An 18,390-nucleotide genomic window follows, 5' to 3' on the forward strand; every position below is an offset into this window, starting at 1 on the left:
CCGGAGCAAGCCTGCAGCGATAATGAGAAGCGTTCACCGCAGCGAGCGCTTCCCGCCACCGCCTTTCCGCCTCCGCCCATGCCCGCCCCTTCCCAGCGCTACACCACGGCGCAGCTCGACGCCATGCGCCAGCGCCACGGTTTCAGTGTGCGCTTTCTCTCCACCGTCTCCGAAAACGATTGCATCTTCGAAGGCCAGGTACAGGAGCACCAACTGCCTTCGGGCCTGCAGCTGGTCAGCTCCGACATCCGCATCAACCATGGCTATGAATCCACGTCCGAGCATCCGCGGCGCTTTACCGCCGTGGTCCTGCTGGACGGCCAGGCCGAGCTGCAGCTGCCCGGCGCCCGCAAGGCCCTGAGCGTGACGCGCCATGCCGCAGCGGCATTCTCCTGCGGCGACACCGAGGTGCTCAAGGCCACCCATGTGGCGGGCCAGACGGTGCGCGGCTTCAACCTGTCCATCGAGGCACCCGAGGCCTGCGCCGATGCCGAACTGGCCGAGCTGCTGCACCATGCCCTGCGGCAGTCCGGCCCGCCGCTGCATGCTTGGTCGCTGCCCGAGCATCTGGCGGTGTCGCTGCGCCAGCTGCTCGATGGCGTCTGGAGCGGCAGCCTGGCCCGGCTGCACCGCGAAGGCATTGCGCTGCAGGTGCTGGCCTGCGCGCTGCAGGCACATGCGCAGCCGCGGCCTGCGCCCTCGCCGCGCATCCATCCCCGGGACAGGCGCGGCCTGGAGCGCGTGCGCGAGTGCATGGATGCAGCGCCGGGCCAGGCGCACAGCCTGGACGACCTGGCGCGCCTGGCCTGCATGAGCCCGACCACGCTGCGCGAGAAATTCCAGGCTGCCTACGGCCAGACCGTGTTCGGCTGGCTGCGCGAGCGCCGCATGCAATTGGCGCGCGAACGGCTGGCACAGGGCTGGAGCGTGCAGGAAGCGGCCGACTGCGTGGGCTTTCAGCACGCCAGCAATTTCGCCACGGCCTTTCGCCAGCGCTTCGGCCACGCGCCCAGCCAAGGCAGCCTGCGTCGCAAACCATAGGACTGGCGTCGCCGGGAACAGGCGGCGGCGGCGCACATTTCCCACAATCCGGGCTCACGCCCAGGACCATGGAAATGATGAGCATTCGCATTCAAAACCCCGCCCCGCGACACCCCCAAGGCGCGCGGACCCCGCTGTCCCTGCTGATCTGCGCCCTTTGTGCCGCCCCTGCGCCAGCAGTCTGGGCCGCCGACGAGGACAGGCCCCCTGCCAGGAAAGGCGACACCGAACTGGGCACCGTCACCGTGCGCGCCACCGCCGATGCGGGCATCACCGAAGGCACGGCGCGCTACACCAGCGGCGCCACAGGCACGGCCACGGGCCTGCAACTGTCGGCGCGTGAAACTCCGCAGTCGGTCAGCGTGATCACGCGCCAGCTCATGGACGATGCAGGCCAGCTCACGGTCTCGCAGACGCTGGAGGCCTCCGCGCCCGGCCTGTCGGTGAGCCGCAGCGACAGCAACCGCTACCAGTTTTCCTCGCGCGGCTTTGGCGTCAGCAACTTCCAGTTCGACGGCCTGGCCTCGCCCATCAACAGCCTGTGGAACTTCGGCGCCACCGACATGGACACCGCCTTCTACGACCGCGTGGAAATCGTGCGCGGCGCCACGGGCCTGCTCAATGGCTCGGGCGATCCGTCGGCCACGGTGAACTTCGTGCGCAAGCAGCCGCTCGAGACGGCGGGCGGCCATGCCTCGCTGACGCTGGGCCGCTGGAACCTGCGCCGCGCCGAGGCCGATCTGTCCCTGCCGCTGGACCGCGAAGGCCGCGTGCATGGCCGTGTCGTGGCCGTGCAATCGGACAGCGACAGCTACGTCAGCCACTTCGGCCAGCGCAGGCAGGGCCTGTACGCCGTGGTCAGCGCGGCCCTGACGCCCGCCACGCGGCTCGTGACCAGCCTCGAATACAAGAAGAACACCAGCCCCGGCATGGGCGCCGGCTTTCCGCTGTTCTATGCGGACGGCAGCCGCACGGACTTCGACCGCTCGGTGTCCAACAACACGCGCTGGTCGCATTTCGGCACCGAGAACACCACGGCCACGCTGGACCTGACGCACCGGCTGGACAACCGCTGGCTGCTGCGCGCCGCCTACAGCCGCAACGACGGCAACTACGACATGCGCTACGTCTACCGGGGCGGCGCGCCGGACGCCAGCACCGGCCTGGGCATGGCCAACTCCTTCATCAAATACCGGGGCGACCGCTCGCGCGACAGCCTGCACCTCACGGCCAGCGGCCCGGTCGCGCTGTTCGGGCGCCAGCACGAGATTGCCGTGGGCTGGAACCATGTGCGCGACGACATCGACATCCGCCGCTACGCACCGCTGGGCACGCCGCCTGCCACGGACAACTTCCTCGACTGGCGCAACGGCAGCCTGGCCGAGCCGGGCTGGTCCGACGTCTCCAACGGCGGCGACGACAGCCGCATGCGCCAAAGCGGCGGCTATGCCGTGGGGCGCTTCTCGCTGGCCGATGGCTGGACGGCCATGGCCGGCGCCCGCCTGAGCCGCTGGTCCACGCGCCAGAACTACTTCGGCAGCCTGCGCGACTACCGCTACAGCAACGAAATCACGCCCTACGCCGGCCTGCTGTGGGACATCGATGCCCGGCACACGGCCTACCTGAGCTACACGGAAATCTTCACGCCCCAGAACTACCGCGACAAGCAAGGCGGCATCCTGGACCCCGTCACCGGCCAGGCCTTCGAGCTGGGCCTCAAGGGCTCCTGGCTGCAGGACCGGCTGCAGGGTTCTGCCGCGCTGTTCCAGACCCGCCAGGACAACCTGGCGCAGGACACGGGCGAATTCATCGACGGCACCACGGACCAGAAGGCCTATCGCGGCGTCAAGGGCGCCCAGGTGCGCGGCATTGATCTGGAACTCAGCGGCGAGCCGGCCCGGGGCTGGCGCATGGGCGCCAGCTACACGCACTACACGGCACGCAGCGCCAGCGGCGCCGCGTTCAACACCACGCACCCGCGCAGCCTGGTCAAGCTCACGGCCATGCGCAGCTTCGAGGGTGCGCTTCAGGGCCTGAGCCTGGGCGGCAACCTGCGCTGGCAAAGCCGCATCTGGCAGAACGTGACCAACCCGCTGCGCCAGAGCGTGCAGGTCGGCCAGGGCAGCTACCTGGTGGTCAACCTCTCGGCCCACTACCGCATCGACCCCACCTGGTCGGCCAGCGTGCAGCTCAACAACGTGCTGGACCGTCAGTACTACAGCCAGATCGGCTTCTACAACCAGGGCTGGTGGGGCGAGCCACGCAATCTGACGGTGAGCCTGAAGGCGGATTTCTGAGCTGTATCGGCATTGGCATGGACAGCGGCAATTCCCGCTCCACCCCGGCGCGCCGGCAGGCGCCAGCCCACGTCATGGGGCGCATCGTGCAGGTGCAGGCAGGAGCAGCAAAGCCGCATGGATGCGGGCAGTTGGCAGCGTCGGGGGCGGATGCAGGAGAGGGGGCGGACCTTGTTCATGGGCGGGTCCAGGAGGCTTGCGCCGTGGTTGCAGGAGCCATGACGGGCGCACGCCGGTGCAGTCCATTCTCATTTGCCGAGCAAGGCCGAACAGGTCATTCGCCCGCCGCATGACGTCCTGCCAAAACATTGATTGACGTCAAGACAGCCACCACCCAGCATTGGCCCGCCTGAAAAATCCGCCGCCGGCCCCAGCCGCTGCGCCACCAAAAACACCGACAAGGAGACATCCCCCATGCCCCGCACCCTTTCACGCAAGCAATTCCTGCGCGCTGCCGCGCTGCTCGGCGCCGCGCTGCTGCCCCTGCCCCAGGCCTGGGCGGATGCCTATCCCACCCGGCCCGTCAAGCTGGTCGTGCCCTTCGCCCCTGGCGGCAATACCGATGTGCTGGCGCGCATGGTGGCGCAGGGCCTGTCCGAGTCGCTGGGCCAGCCCGTGATCGTGGAAAACATCTCCGGCGCCAACGGCTCCATCGGCGCCAGCCGCGTGGCTTCGGCGGCCAATGATGGCTATACGCTGCTGTTCGGCACGGCCGGCACCCAGGCCATCAACCAGAGCCTGTACAAGAACCTGAGCGAGAAGAGCCTGGGCGATTTCGAGTACGTGGCCCTGGTGACCACCATTCCCAATGTGCTGGTCGTCAACGAGACGCGCACGCCCGCCAGGACGGTGAAGGACCTGGTGGCACGCGCCGCCGCGCAAAAGACCGGCATGAGCTATGGCTCGCCGGGCAGCGGCTCCACGGTCCACCTGTCGGGCGAGCTGTTCAAGAGCGCCACCCAGCTGGACATGGTGCATGTGCCCTACAAGGGCAGCGCGCCGGCCCTGACCGACCTGCTGGGCGGCCAGATCGATTTCATCTTCGAGAACGTGACGCCCGCCCTGCCCTTCGTGCAGTCGGGCAAGCTCAAGGCCCTGGCCGTGACCTCCGAGCAGCGCCTGCCCGCCCTGCCCGATGTGCCGACCATGAAGGAAAGCGGCTACCCCACCTTCGTGACCGGCACCTGGAACGGCGTGCTGGCACCCAAGGGCACGCCGGCCGCCATCGTCAAGCGCCTGGAAGAGGCCACGCTCAAGGTGGCGGGCCATGCCGACTTCAAGTCCAAGGTGACGGCACTGGGCGGCGAAGTGCGCCTGCTGGACTCCAAGGCCTTCCGCGAATTCACGCGGGCCGAGTACCAGCGCTGGAATGCGATCGTGCAGACGGCGAAGCTGGAACGGCAATAACGTCGGCTCCGGTCCCCGCCTCCGGCGCCCGCTGGCGGCGGGTCCAGAACGGCTCGGCCGCCCAGCGCTGCTCCAGCGCGTAGTAGTGCTGGTGGTGGGTGCGGTACGCGGCGCGTATCGTGCCGATCCACGCACTCCAGGACGGCAGCGCATCGGCATCGCCCGCCAGGCTGCGGCGCACGGCCTGGGCGGCCTCGCTGCCCGTGACCAGGCTGTTGAGCAGGCCCTGCGATGCCAGGGGATCGAAGGACAGGCCTGCATCGCCCACGGCCAGCCAGTCCGGCCCGCTGGCTGCATCAAGCCATTGTTCGTGGGCGGCGGCCACGCGCAGCGGCTCCAGCAGCCGGCTGCCCCTGCTGCGCGCGCCCACCAGGGCCGTGTGATGCGCCATTTCCAACAGATCGGCCGTGCTGCGCAGGCGCCGGGCTTCAGGCAGGTCGATATCGGTCTGCCAGGCAATCACGCAACTGCCATCGGGCAGGTCGGCGCTGTACCACCAGCCTTCGGCATCCGACTCGATCATGGTGGTGCCTGCATGCTCATGCGATGGCGGCTCCACCCAGGCGTGAAAGCAGACCAGGCGGCCACCACGGTGGACCTGGGCGCCCGCCTGCCGGGCCACGCGGGCCGCGCGGCCCGTGGCATCGACCACGATGCGGCAGGACAGCTCCAGCGGGCCGTGCGCCGGGTCGCCCTGCGCCCTATCGATCAGGCAGCGCCAGCGCATGGGTGCGCCCGGTGGCTGGCGCTGCAGGCTGCGCAGCGTGGCGGGCACCAGGCAGGGCACGCCACGGCTGCGCGCAGCCTCCAGCAGCATGGCGTCGAAGCGCTTTCGGTCCAGGTGCCAGCCCGCGCCATGCGGGTCGAACAGCGCGTCCTGAAAGATGACCTCGGAGCTTCCCCACAATGACCGCCGCGACCAGGCAGGACGGTGGCCCTGTGCCGCGAACGCATCCCACACGCCCAGGTCGCACAGAATCACCCGGGCCGCAGCGGGCAGGGTTTCGCCAATGGCCCGCCCAGCCTGCACGGCGCGTCCTACCAGCGCCACGCGGCAGTGCCCTGCCAGTTGCGCGGCAACGGCCGCGCCCGCCGGCCCTGCGCCCACGACGAGCACATCCAGTTCATCCGGCAGCGGCGCGGCGGCCATGGCGTGCGACGGCATGGCCGGCACTCAGCGCGGCAGCACCGGGCCGCGCTGCGTCATGGCGCGCAACTGCTGCTCGTTGTCTGCATCGAAGGGCTCGATGCGGGGAGGCGCCTCCTGCCCGTCCGGTTGCACCGCAGTCTTGAGCATGTGCGACGGCGCCGGGGCGATGCGGTTTTCCACCTGCATCACCGGCGGGAAGTCCTTGTCGCCCCGCACGCCGGGCCGACTCTCGATGACGCCCATGTCACCGAAGTGGCTGATCATGCGGTTGATCTCGCTCTCATAGCCTTCCTCGCCCAGTGTGCGGAACCACGACTCGCGGCGGTTGAAGGCGGCAACGCGCTGCTCGCGCGGCAGTTCGGTGTCGATGACTCTTTCATAGGCCTCCTGCGTCAGCACCTGGTTGGGCACGCGGGCCGGCCAGAACGTGGGCAGGTAGGGGTCGTAGCGTGGGCCATAGCCGGCGTAATAGCCGCTGCGGCAGCTGGCGGTGTCGGTCTGCCAGGGGACCGCCATCCAGCGCGTGAGGTCGCCGGCCACCTGCGCATACAGCGGCCCGCTCTCGGACAGGGCCACCGCAGGCGTGAGCCGGGAGCCGTAGAGTTGCAGCTCGGGCGGGTTCACTGCCGCCTCGCGGATGCGGAACGGCGCCCGGTACATGCTGGCGTGCCGCATGGGCCAGGTGATCTCGCAGCCCGGATGGAAGGCGTCGGCCAGGCAGTCGTCCATGGCGGCATGGTCGAGCATGGTCGGCTGCTCCTGCAGCGGCACGTCGGCGAGCTGGGCAGGGTACTGCTGGCCGGGCTTCCAGTCGGACAGGAAATGGCCACCGGCCCACAGGTCCAGCATTCTCAGCTGCGTGGGGGTCAGCGCCGCATGCTGGCGCGGTGTGTCGGCGGGCGGCACGGCCATGGCGTCGCCATACAGCCAGGGCCAGGGCTGGGGGGATGCGCCATCACGGTCAAAACGGCGGAAGGCATTGGCCACCTGCTGGCGCAGCTCGGCCCAGGTCGTGCCCGGGCTGTTGAGCCTGGCGATCCACGCCTCGTCATCCGCACTGGCCGCCCCGCCCCAGCCGAACTGGGATGCAAAGCCCTTGTTCGCCCACTGCAGGCTGCTCTGGCGCTGGAGTATGGGCAGGATGTGCCGGCTGAAGGAGACGTGCAGCGGGAAGGCGGCCATGCCCGAGTGGATGTACACATCCTCCATCAGGTCCTTCATGGTGCGCACCGACTTCATCTGCGGGCCGTAGTTGGGCGGCGCAACCGTGACCCATGCCGCATCCACCGGCACGGAAACGCCGGCCACGACGACCTTGGCGCGCACGGGGCCGTCGGCCACATCGTCATGCCAGCCCTCGTTGTTCGCAAACGTGGTGGCCTTGGAGCCATCCACGGAGGCAGAAACGCCACGGCCTCCCAGCACGAGAAGCTGGCCCGTCTTTTCAATGCGCAATTCGCCCAGATAAACCGGCTTGCCGCAGAAACTGCCGCTGTCGAATGCCACCGGGGCCGAGCCTTTGGCAATTCGGCGGGCTCCGGGTCGAATGGCCAGGCTTTTCCGGTCCTTCACCGTGGCATTGCGCAAAATCGTGGGATCGGCCGTTGCGGCTTCAGGCACGTCCAGCGCCAATTGGAATTGATACCAGGCGGCCTTGGTATTGGCCAGTTCGACTTCCCATTCGATCTGGTCCTGGTCGGCCGTGAGTTCACGCACCACCTCGCCCGCGGCGTTGTAGCCGTAGATGCGAAAGCGCGCAGCCTGGCGCTTGAGCGCGCCCTGCGCATCACGCAGGCTGCCCGGCGCCATGGGCGGCACATGCATCAGCTCGGGGCCGACATAGTACTCATCCGGACTATTGCCAATACGCGCCACACCAATTCCCGGGTGTATGGCTGCACGCACAATGGTGGAGTCGATTCCCATTCGTCGCCCTTTCAGTTGCTGAGGCACTGATTGCAACAAACAGTATCAAAAAAGCCGAGACAAAGTTAATTATCGGGAATCAACAATCCATAGCAACGAAAGAATGAGTTCAATTGAACCCATTCATTCTCCAATAGATGAACTGCTATTGATAATGAATTAGCAGGATAAATACCGATTCACAGCAGCACGATGTCGTATTGCTCCTGTGCCATGGCCGTCTCGGCCTGCAGGGAGATGGGCTTCTTGATGAAGTCGGACAGGCCGGCCAGGTGCTGGCTTTCCTCGTCCAGGAACATCTCCACCACCTTGGGCGAGGCCACGATGCGGAACTCGCGCGGGTTGAACTGGCGCGCCTCGCGCAGGATTTCGCGCAGCACCTCGTAGCAGACGCTGCGCACGGTCTTCACATGGCCCTTGCCCTGGCAGACCGGGCAGGATTCGCACAGCATGTGGGCCAGCGATTCGCGCGTGCGCTTGCGCGTCATCTCCACCAGGCCCAACTGCGAGAAACCGCCCGCCATGGTCTTGACGCGGTCGCGCCCGAGCTGGCGCTTGAATTCGGACAGCACCTCGGCCTGGTGGTCGTCGCGCACCATGTCGATGAAGTCCACGATGATGATGCCGCCCAGGTTGCGCAGGCGCAGCTGGCGCGCGATCTGCTGGGCCGCTTCCAGGTTGGTCTTGAAGATGGTGTCGTCGAAGTTGCGCGCGCCCACGTAGCCGCCGGTGTTGACGTCCACCGTGGTCAGCGCCTCGGTCTGGTCCACGATCAGGTAGCCGCCGGACTTGAGGTCCACGCGGCGGCCCAGCGCGCGGGCGATTTCCTCGTCGATGGCGAACAGGTCGAAGATGGGCCGCTCGCCGCGGTAGTGCTGCAGCTTGGGCACGGCCGCCGGCATGTATTCCTGCCCGAAGGTCATGAGCAGGGCGAACTGCTCCTTGGAGTCGATGCGGATGCTCTGCGTGCCCTCGCCCACCAGATCGCGCAGCACGCGCTGCAGCAGGTTCAGGTCCTGGTGCAGCAGCGACATGGGCGGCAGGCGCACCGAGGCGTCCTTGATGCGGCTCCAGGTCTTGCGCAGGTAGCGGATGTCGTCGGCCAGCTCGGCGTCGCTGGAGTCCTCGCCATTGGTGCGCAGGATGAAGCCGCCGCCCCCGCCGGTTTCCTTGGTGCCCACCAGGCCTTGCAGGCGGGCGCGCAGCGCGTCGCGCTCGCCCTGCGGGATTTTCTGCGAGATGCCGATATGGTCATCCTGGGGCAGCAGCACCAGCAATCGCCCCGCGATGCTGATCTGCGTGGACAGGCGCGCACCCTTGGTGCCGATCGGGTCCTTGATGACCTGCACCATGATGGTCTGGCCTTCGAAAACCTGCTTTTCGATGGGCACGACAGGCATGTCCTTGCGCGCGAACATGGGGGCCTCGCCCCCTTCCTGCCGCTGCCAGACATCGGCCACGTGCAGGAAGGCCGCGCGCTCCAGGCCGATGTCGATGAAGGCCGACTGCATGCCCGGCAGCACGCGCGAGACCTTGCCCAGATAGACGTTGCCGACCAGGCCGCGCTCCAGCGGGCGCTCCATGTGCAGCTCCTGGACGGCGCCGTTCTCGATGATGGCCACGCGCGTTTCCTGTGGCGACCAATTGATCAGAATGTCTTGCTGCATGCTGTGCCTGTGGTGTGCTTTGTCGTTTGTATTTCTCGGCCATGGCGGCCCGGCAATCATTGCGCCGGTGGCCGCTTGCCACTATCTTGCCGCGCCATCCGCTGCCATCGGCGGTCTGCGCATGCCTGCACGCCCCTGCGGGCCCAGGTCGGGGAGCCGGCCTACAGTGCCCAGCCCAGCTCGCGCAGCAGCGCCGCCGTCTCGAACAGCGGCAGGCCCATGATGCCCGAGTAGCTGCCGTGCAGCCACTGCACATGGGCCGCCGCGCGGCCCTGTATGCCATAGGCGCCGGCCTTGCCCATGGGCTCGCCCGAGGCCACATACGCGTCGATCTGCTGCGCGCTCATGGCCGAGAAGCAGACCTGGGAAACCGACAGCGCAGCCAGGCGCCGCGCGCCGTGCTGTATGGCGACGGCGGTCAGCACCTCGTGCTCGCGGCCCGCAAGCGCGGTCAGCATGCGGCGGGCATCGTCGGCATCGGCAGGCTTGCCAAGAATGCGGCCATCCAGCGCCACCGTGGTGTCCGAGCACAGCACGGGCGCCACAGCCAGGGCGCGGCGCGCATGGCGGGCCATGGCGGCATCGAGCTTGAGCGCGGTGACGCGCTGCACATAGTCGCGCGCTGCCTCATCGGCCAGTTCGGCCTCTATGGCCTCGGCATCTTCGGCAATGTCGCCCTCGGCGTTGGGCAGCAAAAGCTCATGGGCCACACCCAGCTGCTCCAGCAGCTGGCGGCGGCGAGGGCTCTGGGAGGCAAGGTAGATGAATGGCGGCATGATAAGAATGAGAAATGCCTTCAGCCCTTTGTTGCAAAGCGCTGAAGGCTATCAAAATCATAGTATCACGAGATCCTCGGATCCGCGTGACAGGGCCGCTGGCAGAGCCTGGGAGCCGGGACAGGCCCTATTCCCGGTGGTAGGGATGGCCGGCGTTGACCGACCAGGCACGGTACAGCTGCTCGATGAGCAGCACCCGCACCATGGCATGCGGCAGGGTCAGGTCCGACAGGCGGATGCGCTCGTGCGCAGCCTGCCTGAAGGCGGGGTCCAGTCCGTCCGGGCCGCCGATGATCAGGGCCACGTCGTCGCCCTCCAGCTGCCAGCCCTGCAGGCGCTGGGCCAGTGCCTTGGTCGTCAGATTGGTGCCACGCTCATCGAGCACGACGATGCGCGTGCCACGCGGAATGGCGGCCTCGATGCGCTTGCGCTCGGCCGCGTACAGGGTCTCTACCGTCTTGGAGCCGCGCGGCTCGGTCTTGACGGCCTTGAGCTCCACCTTGAGCTCCGGGGGAAAGCGCTTGGCATAGTCGTCGTAGGCCGTCTGCGCCCAGTCGGGCACATGCTGGCCCACGGCCACGATCAACAGCTTCATGCAGCGTCAGTCCCGAACCGTTCAGGCCTTCGCGCGGGGAGCGCGCTTGGCGGCCGGCTTGGCAGCGGCACCTGCCTTGGGCTTGGCGGGAGCCCGGTTGACCACCACGGTCTTGATGGCCTTGGGCGCTGCCGTCTTGCGAGCCGGCGCCTTGGCGGCGGCCGACTTCACGGCGGCGGACTTGGGAGCGGCCGACTTTGCAGCAGCCGGCTTGGCGGCTGCCGTACGGGATGCTGCCGGCTTGGCAGCTGCGGAACGGGGTGCAGCGGCCTTTGCAGGAGCTGCCTTCTTGGCAGCGGGCTTCTTGCCTGCAGCAGGTGCGGCGGCAGAAGCGGCCTTCTTGGCAGCAGGCTTGGCGGCCGTTGCAGCGGCCTTCTTGGAAGCGGCCTTCTTGGCCTTTTCCTCGGCCTTGTCGGTGGCGGCCGAGCGCGTGGGCTTGGGAGCACCCAGCTTCAGGCGCACAGGCGTCTCGCCCCAGATCTCTTCCAGGCGGTAGTACTGGCGGATGGCTGGCTGCATGACATGGACCACGGCCTGGCCGCAGTCGACGATGATCCACTCGCCGTTTTCTTCGCCTTCCTGGCGTGGCACGGGAAAACCGGCTTGCTTGACGGCGTCGCGCACGCTGGAGGCCAGCGCCTTGGTCTGGCGGTTGGAGGTGCCAGCAGCCACGATCACGCGCTCGAACAGCGGCGAGAGCTTTTCGGTATTGAAGACCTGGATGTCTTGGGCCTTGACGTTTTCGAGGCCGTCAACAATGGCGCGTTGCAGCTTGGTCACGTCGCGCTTGGCTGCGGAATCCGATTTGGTGGAAGTGGTCATCAGGCGGTGATCAGTGGAATAGAAATGGGATCAATATAGCGCGAGCGCCGTGCGGCCCGTAGAGGGCTTGGCTGTAGCGGCGCTCCAAAATGCATGGAGTTCGCCCACAGATCGCCGGAAGATTTCGCGCCGAAGAAAGTGGAGAACGCAGCCAACGCTGCGCCTCAAGCTATTGAAATTATAGTTTTGCCGCCTATTCCCTTGCACGCGCGGATTTCGCCACGCGGTCGGGGATGGCGGCAATGGAACTCAAAGCCAGTCGCGGCGCACCAGGAATTGCTCCAGCAGCGCGCGTTCGGGCGTGCCGGGCGCGTCCTCGCGCTGGTAGCTCCAGCTCGCATGCGGGGGCATGGACAGCAAGATGGATTCCGTGCGCCCGCCGGACTGCAGGCCGAAGTGCGTGCCCCGGTCCCAGACCAGGTTGAACTCCACGTAGCGGCCGCGGCGGTAGCGCTGGAAATCGACCTGCTGCTGCCCGTAGTCCATGGCCTGGCGGCGCTCGACGATGGGCAGGTAGGACTCCAGAAAGGAATCTCCCACCGAACGCAGCATGTCGAAGCTGCGCGCCTGGCCCAGCTCAGAGAAGTCGTCGAAGAAGATGCCGCCGATGCCGCGCTGCTCGTTGCGGTGCTTCAGGCAGAAGTACTCGTCGCACCAGGTCTTGAAGCGCGGGTAGAGCGTGTCGCCAAAAGGCGCCAGCGCATCGCGGCAGACGCGGTGAAAGTGCTGTGCATCTTCCTCGAAGCCGTAGACCGGTGTCAGGTCCATGCCGCCGCCGAACCAGCAGGTGGGCTCGTTGCCCGGATGCCCTTCCGCACCTGAGCCGGCCGCGCCTGAGCCGGCCGCAATCATTCGCACATTCATGTGTACCGTAGGCACAAAAGGATTGCGCGGATGGAAGACCAGGGACACGCCCATGGCCTCGAACGGCGCACCCGCCAGTTCAGGCCGGTGCTGCGTGGCCGAGGGCGGCAGCTGCGGCCCGCGCACATGCGAGAAGCCGCAGCCCGCGCGCTCGAACACGCGGCCGCCCTCCATGATGCGGGTGATGCCATCGCCCTGCAGGCGCTCGCCGGGGCCCTTGCTCCAGGCGTCGGACAGAAAGCGTGCACCGCCCTCGCCTTCCACCTGCTCCAGCGCCTGCGTGATGCGGGCCTGCAGGCCCGTCAGGTACTCGCGCACCTGGGCCACGGGCAGCGCCTGCCCGGTCGATTGCTCTGCCATGGACTCAGTTCTTCACAGCACGGAAGCCGATGTCGCGGCGGTACTGGGCACCATCGAAATGGATGCCGCGCGCCACGTCATAGACTTTTTGCTGGGCCTGCTTGACGCTGTCGGCCAGCACGGTGACGCACAGCACGCGGCCACCGCTGGTGACGGGCACGCCGTCCTTGAGCTGGGTGCCGGCATGGAAGACCATGGCATCGGCGGCGTCCTGCGGCAGCCCGCTGATGGCATCGCCCTTGCGCGGGTCCTCGGGATAGCCGGCCGCAGCCATGACCACGCCCAGCGCCGTGCGGCGGTCCCATTGCAGCTCGACCTGGTCGAGCTTGGCATCGGTGGCCGCCAGCATGACGTCCACCAGATCGCTCTTGAGGCGCATCATGATGGGCTGGGTCTCGGGGTCGCCCATGCGGCAGTTGAACTCCAGCGTCTTGGGATGGCCGGACGCGTCGATCATCAGGCCCGCATAGAGGAAGCCGGTGTAGGGAATGCCGTCCTTTTCCATGCCGCGGATGGTCGGCAGGATGATCTCGCGCATGGCGCGGGCATGCACGTCGGCCGTGACCACGGGCGCGGGCGAGTAGGCGCCCATGCCGCCCGTGTTCGGGCCCTGGTCGCCGTCCTTCAGGCGCTTGTGGTCCTGGCTGGTTGCCAGGGCCAGGACGTTCTTGCCGTCGCACAGCACGATGAAGCTGGCTTCCTCGCCGGCGAGGAATTCCTCGATCACCACGCGGGCGCCGCCGTCGTTGTGGGCCACGCCGTACTTGTTGTCCACGAGCATGAAGTCCACGGCGTCGTGGGCTTCCTGCAGCGTTGTCGCAACGACCACGCCCTTGCCTGCGGCCAGGCCGTCGGCCTTGACCACGATGGGCGCACCCAGGCGGTCCACGTAGGCATGGGCCGCCACCGGGTCGGTGAAGGTTTCATAGAGCGCCGTGGGGATGCCGTGGCGCGCCATGAAGTCCTTGGAGAAGGCCTTGGAGCTTTCCAGCTGGGCGGCCGCCTTGGAGGGGCCGAAGATGCGCAGGCCGTGGGCGCGGAACTCATCGACCACGCCGGCAGCCAGCGGAGCCTCGGGGCCCACCACGGTCAGCGCGACCTTCTCGGCCTGCGCCCACTCGCGCAGCGCCTGCGGGTCGGTGATGTTGAGGTTTTCCACCTTGCCGCCGGCCAGGCCCGTGCCACCGTTGCCGGGGGCCACATAGACCTTGGTCGATTTCGGCGATTCAGCCAGTTTCCACGCCAGGGCGTGCTCGCGGCCTCCGCCACCAATCACAAGAATTTTCATAGTTCAGCGTTGTGGTAGACGTCCTGTACGTCATCCAGGTCTTCGATCATGTCCAGCAGCTTTTGCATGCGGGCTGCGTCATCGCCTTGCAGGGCGATGGTGTTTTCCGGGCGCATGGTGACTTCAGCCACCTCCGGCGTCAGGCCCTTGGCCTGCAGCGCGTCGCGCACGGTTTCGAACTCTGCGGGTGCGGTCAGCACCTCGATGGCTCCCTCGTCATCGGTGATCACGTCCTCGGCGCCGGCCTCCAGAGCCACTTCCATGATCTGGTCCTCGTCGCTTCCGGGAGCGAAGATCAGTTGTCCGACATGCTTGAACTGGAAGGACACGGAACCCTCCGTGCCCATGTTGCCACCGTACTTGCTGAAGGCGTGACGCACATCCGCCACAGTGCGCACGCGATTGTCGGTCATGGTGTCCACGATGATGGCCGCGCCGCCAATGCCGTAGCCTTCGTAGCGGATTTCCTCGTAGGTCACGCCTTCGAGGTTGCCCGTGGCCTTGTCGATGTTGCGCTTGATGTTGTCGGCCGGCATGTTGGCCGCCTTGGCCTTTTCCACCGCCAGGCGCAGGCGCGGGTTGGCGCTGAGATCGCCCCCTCCCGTGCGTGCCGCCACCATGATTTCACGGATGATGCGAGTCCAGACCTTGCCGCGCTTTTCGTCCTGGCGGCCTTTGCGGTGCTGGATATTGGCCCATTTACTGTGTCCTGCCACAGGCTGTCCTTTGATATTGATTTAACCTTGCGGCTGGGATTTTACTTTTGACCGCATGCTCCCCCGAGGAAACCCGAAATGGCCGCTCCACTTCTGATCGCCCGCCACTCTGCCACAGAATGCCTGCTGCTGCCCGCACTGGCCAATCGACATGGCCTGATCACGGGCGCCACGGGCACCGGCAAGACCGTGACGCTGCAGAAAATGGCCGAGGGATTCTCCGAGATCGGCGTGCCGGTGTTCATGGCCGACATCAAGGGAGACCTGTCCGGCATCAGCCAGGCTGGCAGCACGGGCGCCAAGATGGCGGCCTCCCTGCAGGAGCGCGGCATCGAGATTCCCCAGCCCCTGGCCTGCCCCACCACGCTGTGGGACGTGTTCGGCGAGCTGGGCCACCCGGTGCGCGCCACGGTCTCGGACATGGGTCCGCTGCTGATCGGCCGCATGCTGGCCCTGAACGACACGCAGATGGGCGTGCTCAACCTGGTCTTCAAGATTGCCGACGACAACGGCCTGCTGCTGCTGGACCTCAAGGACCTGCGCGCCATGCTCCAGCATGTGGGCGACAACGCCAAGCAGTTCACCACCGAGTACGGCAACATCAGCGCGGCCAGCGTGGGCGCCATACAGCGCGGGCTGGTGGCCATCGAGTCGCAGGGCGGTGACAAATTCTTTGGCGAGCCCATGCTCGACATTAGCGACCTGATGCAGACCGATGCCGGCGGCAAGGGCGTGGTCAACATCCTGGCCGCCGAGAAGCTGATGAATTCGCCGCGCCTGTACTCCACCTTCCTGCTGTGGATGCTGTCCGAGCTGTTCGAGCGCCTGCCCGAGATCGGCGACCCCGACAAGCCCAAGCTGGTCTTCTTCTTCGACGAAGCCCACCTGCTGTTCAACGACGCGCCCAAGGTGCTGCTCGAACGCATCGAACTGGTGGTGCGCCTGGTGCGCTCCAAGGGCGTGGGCGTGTATTTCGTCACGCAAAACCCCATGGACGTGCCCGACACCGTGCTGGCCCAGCTGGGCAACCGCGTGCAGCATGCGCTGCGCGCCTTCACCCCGCGCGACCAGAAGGCCGTCAAGGCCACGGCCACTACCATGCGGCCCAAGCCCGGCCTGGATATCGAGGCCGCCATCACCGAACTGGCCGTGGGCGAGGCCCTGGTGAGCTTCCTCGACGACAAGGGCCGCCCCGGCATCACCGAGCGTGCCTACGTGATCCCGCCCGGCAGCCAGATCGGCCCCATCAACGAGGAGCAGCGCAAGACCCTGCTGGCACAGTCGCTGGTGGCCGGCGTCTATGAAAAGGCGGTGGACCGCGAGTCGGCCTACGAGGTGCTGCGCGGCCGCACGGCAGCGGCCGGCGACGGCGCAGCGCCAACCGGCACGGGCCCGGCCGGTGCTGCGCCCGCGGCAAGCGAAGGTGGTGCCATGATGGACGGGCTCAAGGACCTGCTGTTCGGCACCACCGGCCCGCGCGGCGGCAAGCACGACGGCCTGGTGCAGACCATGGCCAAGTCCACCATGCGCACCATGGGCAATTCGCTGGGCAAGGAGATCCTGCGCGGCGTGCTCGGCGGCATCCTGGGCAACAAGAAGCGCTGAAGCACTGGCACACCGGCACTGCGCCGCATCAAACACCATAGCACCCAGCCGTTGCCATGCAACGGCTGGCGCATTTCAGGGCTCTGAAAGCCCGCGCATGCGGCTATGATCGAAAGCGCCTCCATCCACTTTGCGGAACCGCACGCCATGACGACGAACAGCCCTCCCTCGCTGCCCACCTATGACGATGTCGCCGCCGCCGCTCGCCGGCTGGAAGGCGTGGCCCACCGCACACCCATACTGCGCAGCCGCACCGCCGACGAGCTGCTGGGCGCCCAGCTGTTCTTCAAGTGCGAGAACCTGCAGCGCACGGGCGCCTTCAAGATACGCGGCGCCTACAACGCGCTGTCGCAGTTCACGCCCGAGCAGCGCAAGCGTGGCGCACTGGCCTTTTCTTCGGGCAACCATGCCCAGGCCGTGGCACTGGCCGCGCAGATGCTGGACATGCCCGCGCTCATCGTCATGCCCGAGGATGCACCCGCCTCCAAGATGGCGGCCACGCGCTCCTACGGCGCCCAGGTGGTGACCTATGACCGCTTCACCGAAGACCGCGAGGCCATCTCCCGCCGCCTGGCCGACGAGCGCGGCATGACGCTGATCCCGCCGTTCAACCACCGCGACGTGATCGCCGGCCAGGGCACGGCAGCCAAGGAACTGTTCGAAGAGGTGCCCGACCTGGACTACCTCTTTGTCTGCCTGGGCGGCGGCGGCCTGCTGTCGGGCAGCCTGCTGGCGGCCAGGCAACTGGCGCCGCGCTGCAAGGTCTACGGCGTCGAGCCCCAGGCCGGCGACGATGCCCGCCAGTCGCTGCGGGCAGGCCAGATCGTGCAGATCCCCACGCCCCACACCATTGCCGACGGTGCCCAGACCCAGTCCATCGGCGATATCACATTCGCCATCATCCGCGAGCATGTGGAAGATATCCTGGCCGTGGCGGACGAGCATCTGGTGCAGGCCATGCGCTTTTACGCGGAACGCAAGAAAATCGTGGTCGAACCCACGGGAGCGCTCTCGCTGGCGGGCGCCCTGCATGGCGGGGTTGCGCTGTCGGGCGCGCGCGTGGGCATTCTGATCAGCGGCGGCAATGTGGACCTGGCGCGCTACGCACGCTTTCTGCACGACTGAACCGCCCCCTGGCGCCGGCCGCAAATGCCGGCGCCCCTTTTTTCCAGAAGAAAACCATGAGTACTCTGCACCTGATCGACCACCCGCTGGTCCAACACAAGCTCACGCTGATGCGCCGCAAGGAAGCCAGCACCAACAGCTTTCGCCGCATGCTGGGCGAGCTGTCCACGCTGATGGCCTACGAGATCACGCGCGACATGCCGCTGCAGGACATCGAGATCGAGACCCCGCTGGAGACCATGACCGGCAAGGTCATCGACGGCAAGAAGCTGGTGCTGGTGTCCATCCTGCGCGCCGGCAACGGTTTCCTCGACGGCATGCTCAACGTCGTGCCCGGTGCGCGCATCGGCCACATCGGCCTGTACCGCGACCCCGAGACGCTGCAGCCCGTCGAGTACTACTTCAAGATGCCCTCCGAGATGGAAGAGCGCGACGTGCTGGTCGTCGATCCCATGCTGGCCACGGGCAACTCGGCAGCCGCCGCCGTGGCGCGCCTGAAGCAGCTGAACCCGAAGTCCATCAAGTTCATGTGCCTGCTGGCCGCGCCCGAAGGCGTGGCCACCATGCAAAAGGCCCATCCCGACGTGGACATCTACACGGCCGCCGTGGACCGCCAGCTCGACGCGCACGGCTACATCCTGCCGGGCCTGGGCGACGCGGGCGACCGCATCTTCGGCACCAAGTAGGCCTGGTGCACGCACCCACAAAAAAGCCGCACATCGTGCGGCTTTTTTGCTGGGGAGCGGGGGGC

15 protein-coding genes are annotated in these 18,390 nt (G+C 67.1%); 6 read left to right on the forward strand and 9 right to left on the reverse strand.

The genetic code is table 11. From position 1 onward, the window contains the following. Positions 1-78 precede the first annotated feature (78 nt). From IB269_RS16685 to IB269_RS16695, 3 genes are all read left to right on the forward strand, one after another. Entirely contained in the window at positions 79-1,041 is a 963-nt protein-coding gene (locus IB269_RS16685; protein ID WP_192367741.1) for a helix-turn-helix transcriptional regulator, read from the forward strand. 77 nt (positions 1,042-1,118) lie between these two features. Beyond that, positions 1,119-3,338, forward strand: coding sequence for a TonB-dependent siderophore receptor (locus tag IB269_RS16690; RefSeq protein ID WP_225614164.1), 2,220 nt, complete (start codon positions 1,119-1,121; stop codon positions 3,336-3,338). A 414-nt stretch (positions 3,339-3,752) separates the two neighbouring features. Next, positions 3,753-4,745: a Bug family tripartite tricarboxylate transporter substrate binding protein gene (locus IB269_RS16695; RefSeq protein WP_192367743.1), complete on the forward strand. Its 993-nt coding sequence runs from the start codon at positions 3,753-3,755 to the stop codon at positions 4,743-4,745. Here the strand turns inward: IB269_RS16695 and IB269_RS16700 are convergent. The 9 genes from IB269_RS16700 to IB269_RS16740 form a co-directional block, all read right to left on the reverse strand. Next, on the reverse strand, positions 4,681-5,910 hold the full coding sequence (locus tag IB269_RS16700; protein ID WP_192367744.1) for an FAD-dependent monooxygenase: 1,230 nt from the start codon (positions 5,908-5,910) through the stop codon (positions 4,681-4,683). The genes IB269_RS16695 and IB269_RS16700 overlap by 65 nt on opposite strands. 9 nt (positions 5,911-5,919) lie before the next feature. Then, complete coding sequence (locus IB269_RS16705) at positions 5,920-7,821, reverse strand: LodA/GoxA family CTQ-dependent oxidase (protein ID WP_192367745.1); 1,902 nt, start codon at positions 7,819-7,821, stop codon at positions 5,920-5,922. A gap of 179 nt (positions 7,822-8,000) precedes the next feature. Continuing rightward, positions 8,001-9,488, reverse strand: coding sequence for a ribonuclease G (gene rng / locus IB269_RS16710; RefSeq protein ID WP_013802635.1), 1,488 nt, complete (start codon positions 9,486-9,488; stop codon positions 8,001-8,003). Positions 9,489-9,649: 161 nt separating this feature from the next. Beyond that, positions 9,650-10,264, reverse strand: a complete 615-nt coding sequence (locus IB269_RS16715) for a Maf family protein (protein WP_012205362.1) — start codon at positions 10,262-10,264, stop codon at positions 9,650-9,652. Between the two features lie 127 nt (positions 10,265-10,391). Further along, positions 10,392-10,859: a 23S rRNA (pseudouridine(1915)-N(3))-methyltransferase RlmH gene (gene rlmH / locus IB269_RS16720; RefSeq protein WP_012205361.1), complete on the reverse strand. Its 468-nt coding sequence runs from the start codon at positions 10,857-10,859 to the stop codon at positions 10,392-10,394. A 21-nt stretch (positions 10,860-10,880) separates the two neighbouring features. After that, a complete protein-coding gene (gene rsfS, locus IB269_RS16725) occupies positions 10,881-11,681 on the reverse strand; it encodes a ribosome silencing factor (protein WP_180317189.1) in 801 nt (266 codons plus the stop codon). A 249-nt stretch (positions 11,682-11,930) separates the two neighbouring features. After that, positions 11,931-12,905 carry an oxygen-dependent coproporphyrinogen oxidase gene (hemF, locus tag IB269_RS16730; RefSeq protein ID WP_192367746.1) on the reverse strand — a complete coding sequence of 325 codons (975 nt, stop codon included), beginning with the start codon at positions 12,903-12,905 and terminating at the stop codon, positions 11,931-11,933. A 4-nt stretch (positions 12,906-12,909) separates the two neighbouring features. Next, entirely contained in the window at positions 12,910-14,193 is a 1,284-nt protein-coding gene (purD, locus tag IB269_RS16735) for a phosphoribosylamine--glycine ligase (RefSeq protein WP_012205358.1), read from the reverse strand. Next, complete coding sequence (locus IB269_RS16740; protein ID WP_012205357.1) at positions 14,190-14,909, reverse strand: YebC/PmpR family DNA-binding transcriptional regulator; 720 nt, start codon at positions 14,907-14,909, stop codon at positions 14,190-14,192. Before IB269_RS16740 ends, purD begins: the two co-directional genes overlap by 4 nt. A gap of 78 nt (positions 14,910-14,987) precedes the next feature. Between IB269_RS16740 and IB269_RS16745 the strand changes: the two genes are divergently transcribed. From IB269_RS16745 to upp, 3 genes are all read left to right on the forward strand, one after another. Continuing rightward, positions 14,988-16,514 carry a helicase HerA-like domain-containing protein gene (locus IB269_RS16745; RefSeq protein ID WP_192367747.1) on the forward strand — a complete coding sequence of 509 codons (1,527 nt, stop codon included), beginning with the start codon at positions 14,988-14,990 and terminating at the stop codon, positions 16,512-16,514. Between the two features lie 147 nt (positions 16,515-16,661). After that, complete coding sequence (locus tag IB269_RS16750; protein ID WP_043796794.1) at positions 16,662-17,639, forward strand: threo-3-hydroxy-L-aspartate ammonia-lyase; 978 nt, start codon at positions 16,662-16,664, stop codon at positions 17,637-17,639. A 56-nt stretch (positions 17,640-17,695) separates the two neighbouring features. After that, a complete protein-coding gene (gene upp / locus IB269_RS16755; RefSeq protein WP_012205354.1) occupies positions 17,696-18,325 on the forward strand; it encodes a uracil phosphoribosyltransferase in 630 nt (209 codons plus the stop codon). Positions 18,326-18,390 lie beyond the last annotated feature (65 nt).

Source organism: Delftia sp. DLF01 (assembly GCF_014852125.1).
Lineage (GTDB): Bacteria > Pseudomonadota > Gammaproteobacteria > Burkholderiales > Burkholderiaceae_C > Comamonas > Comamonas acidovorans.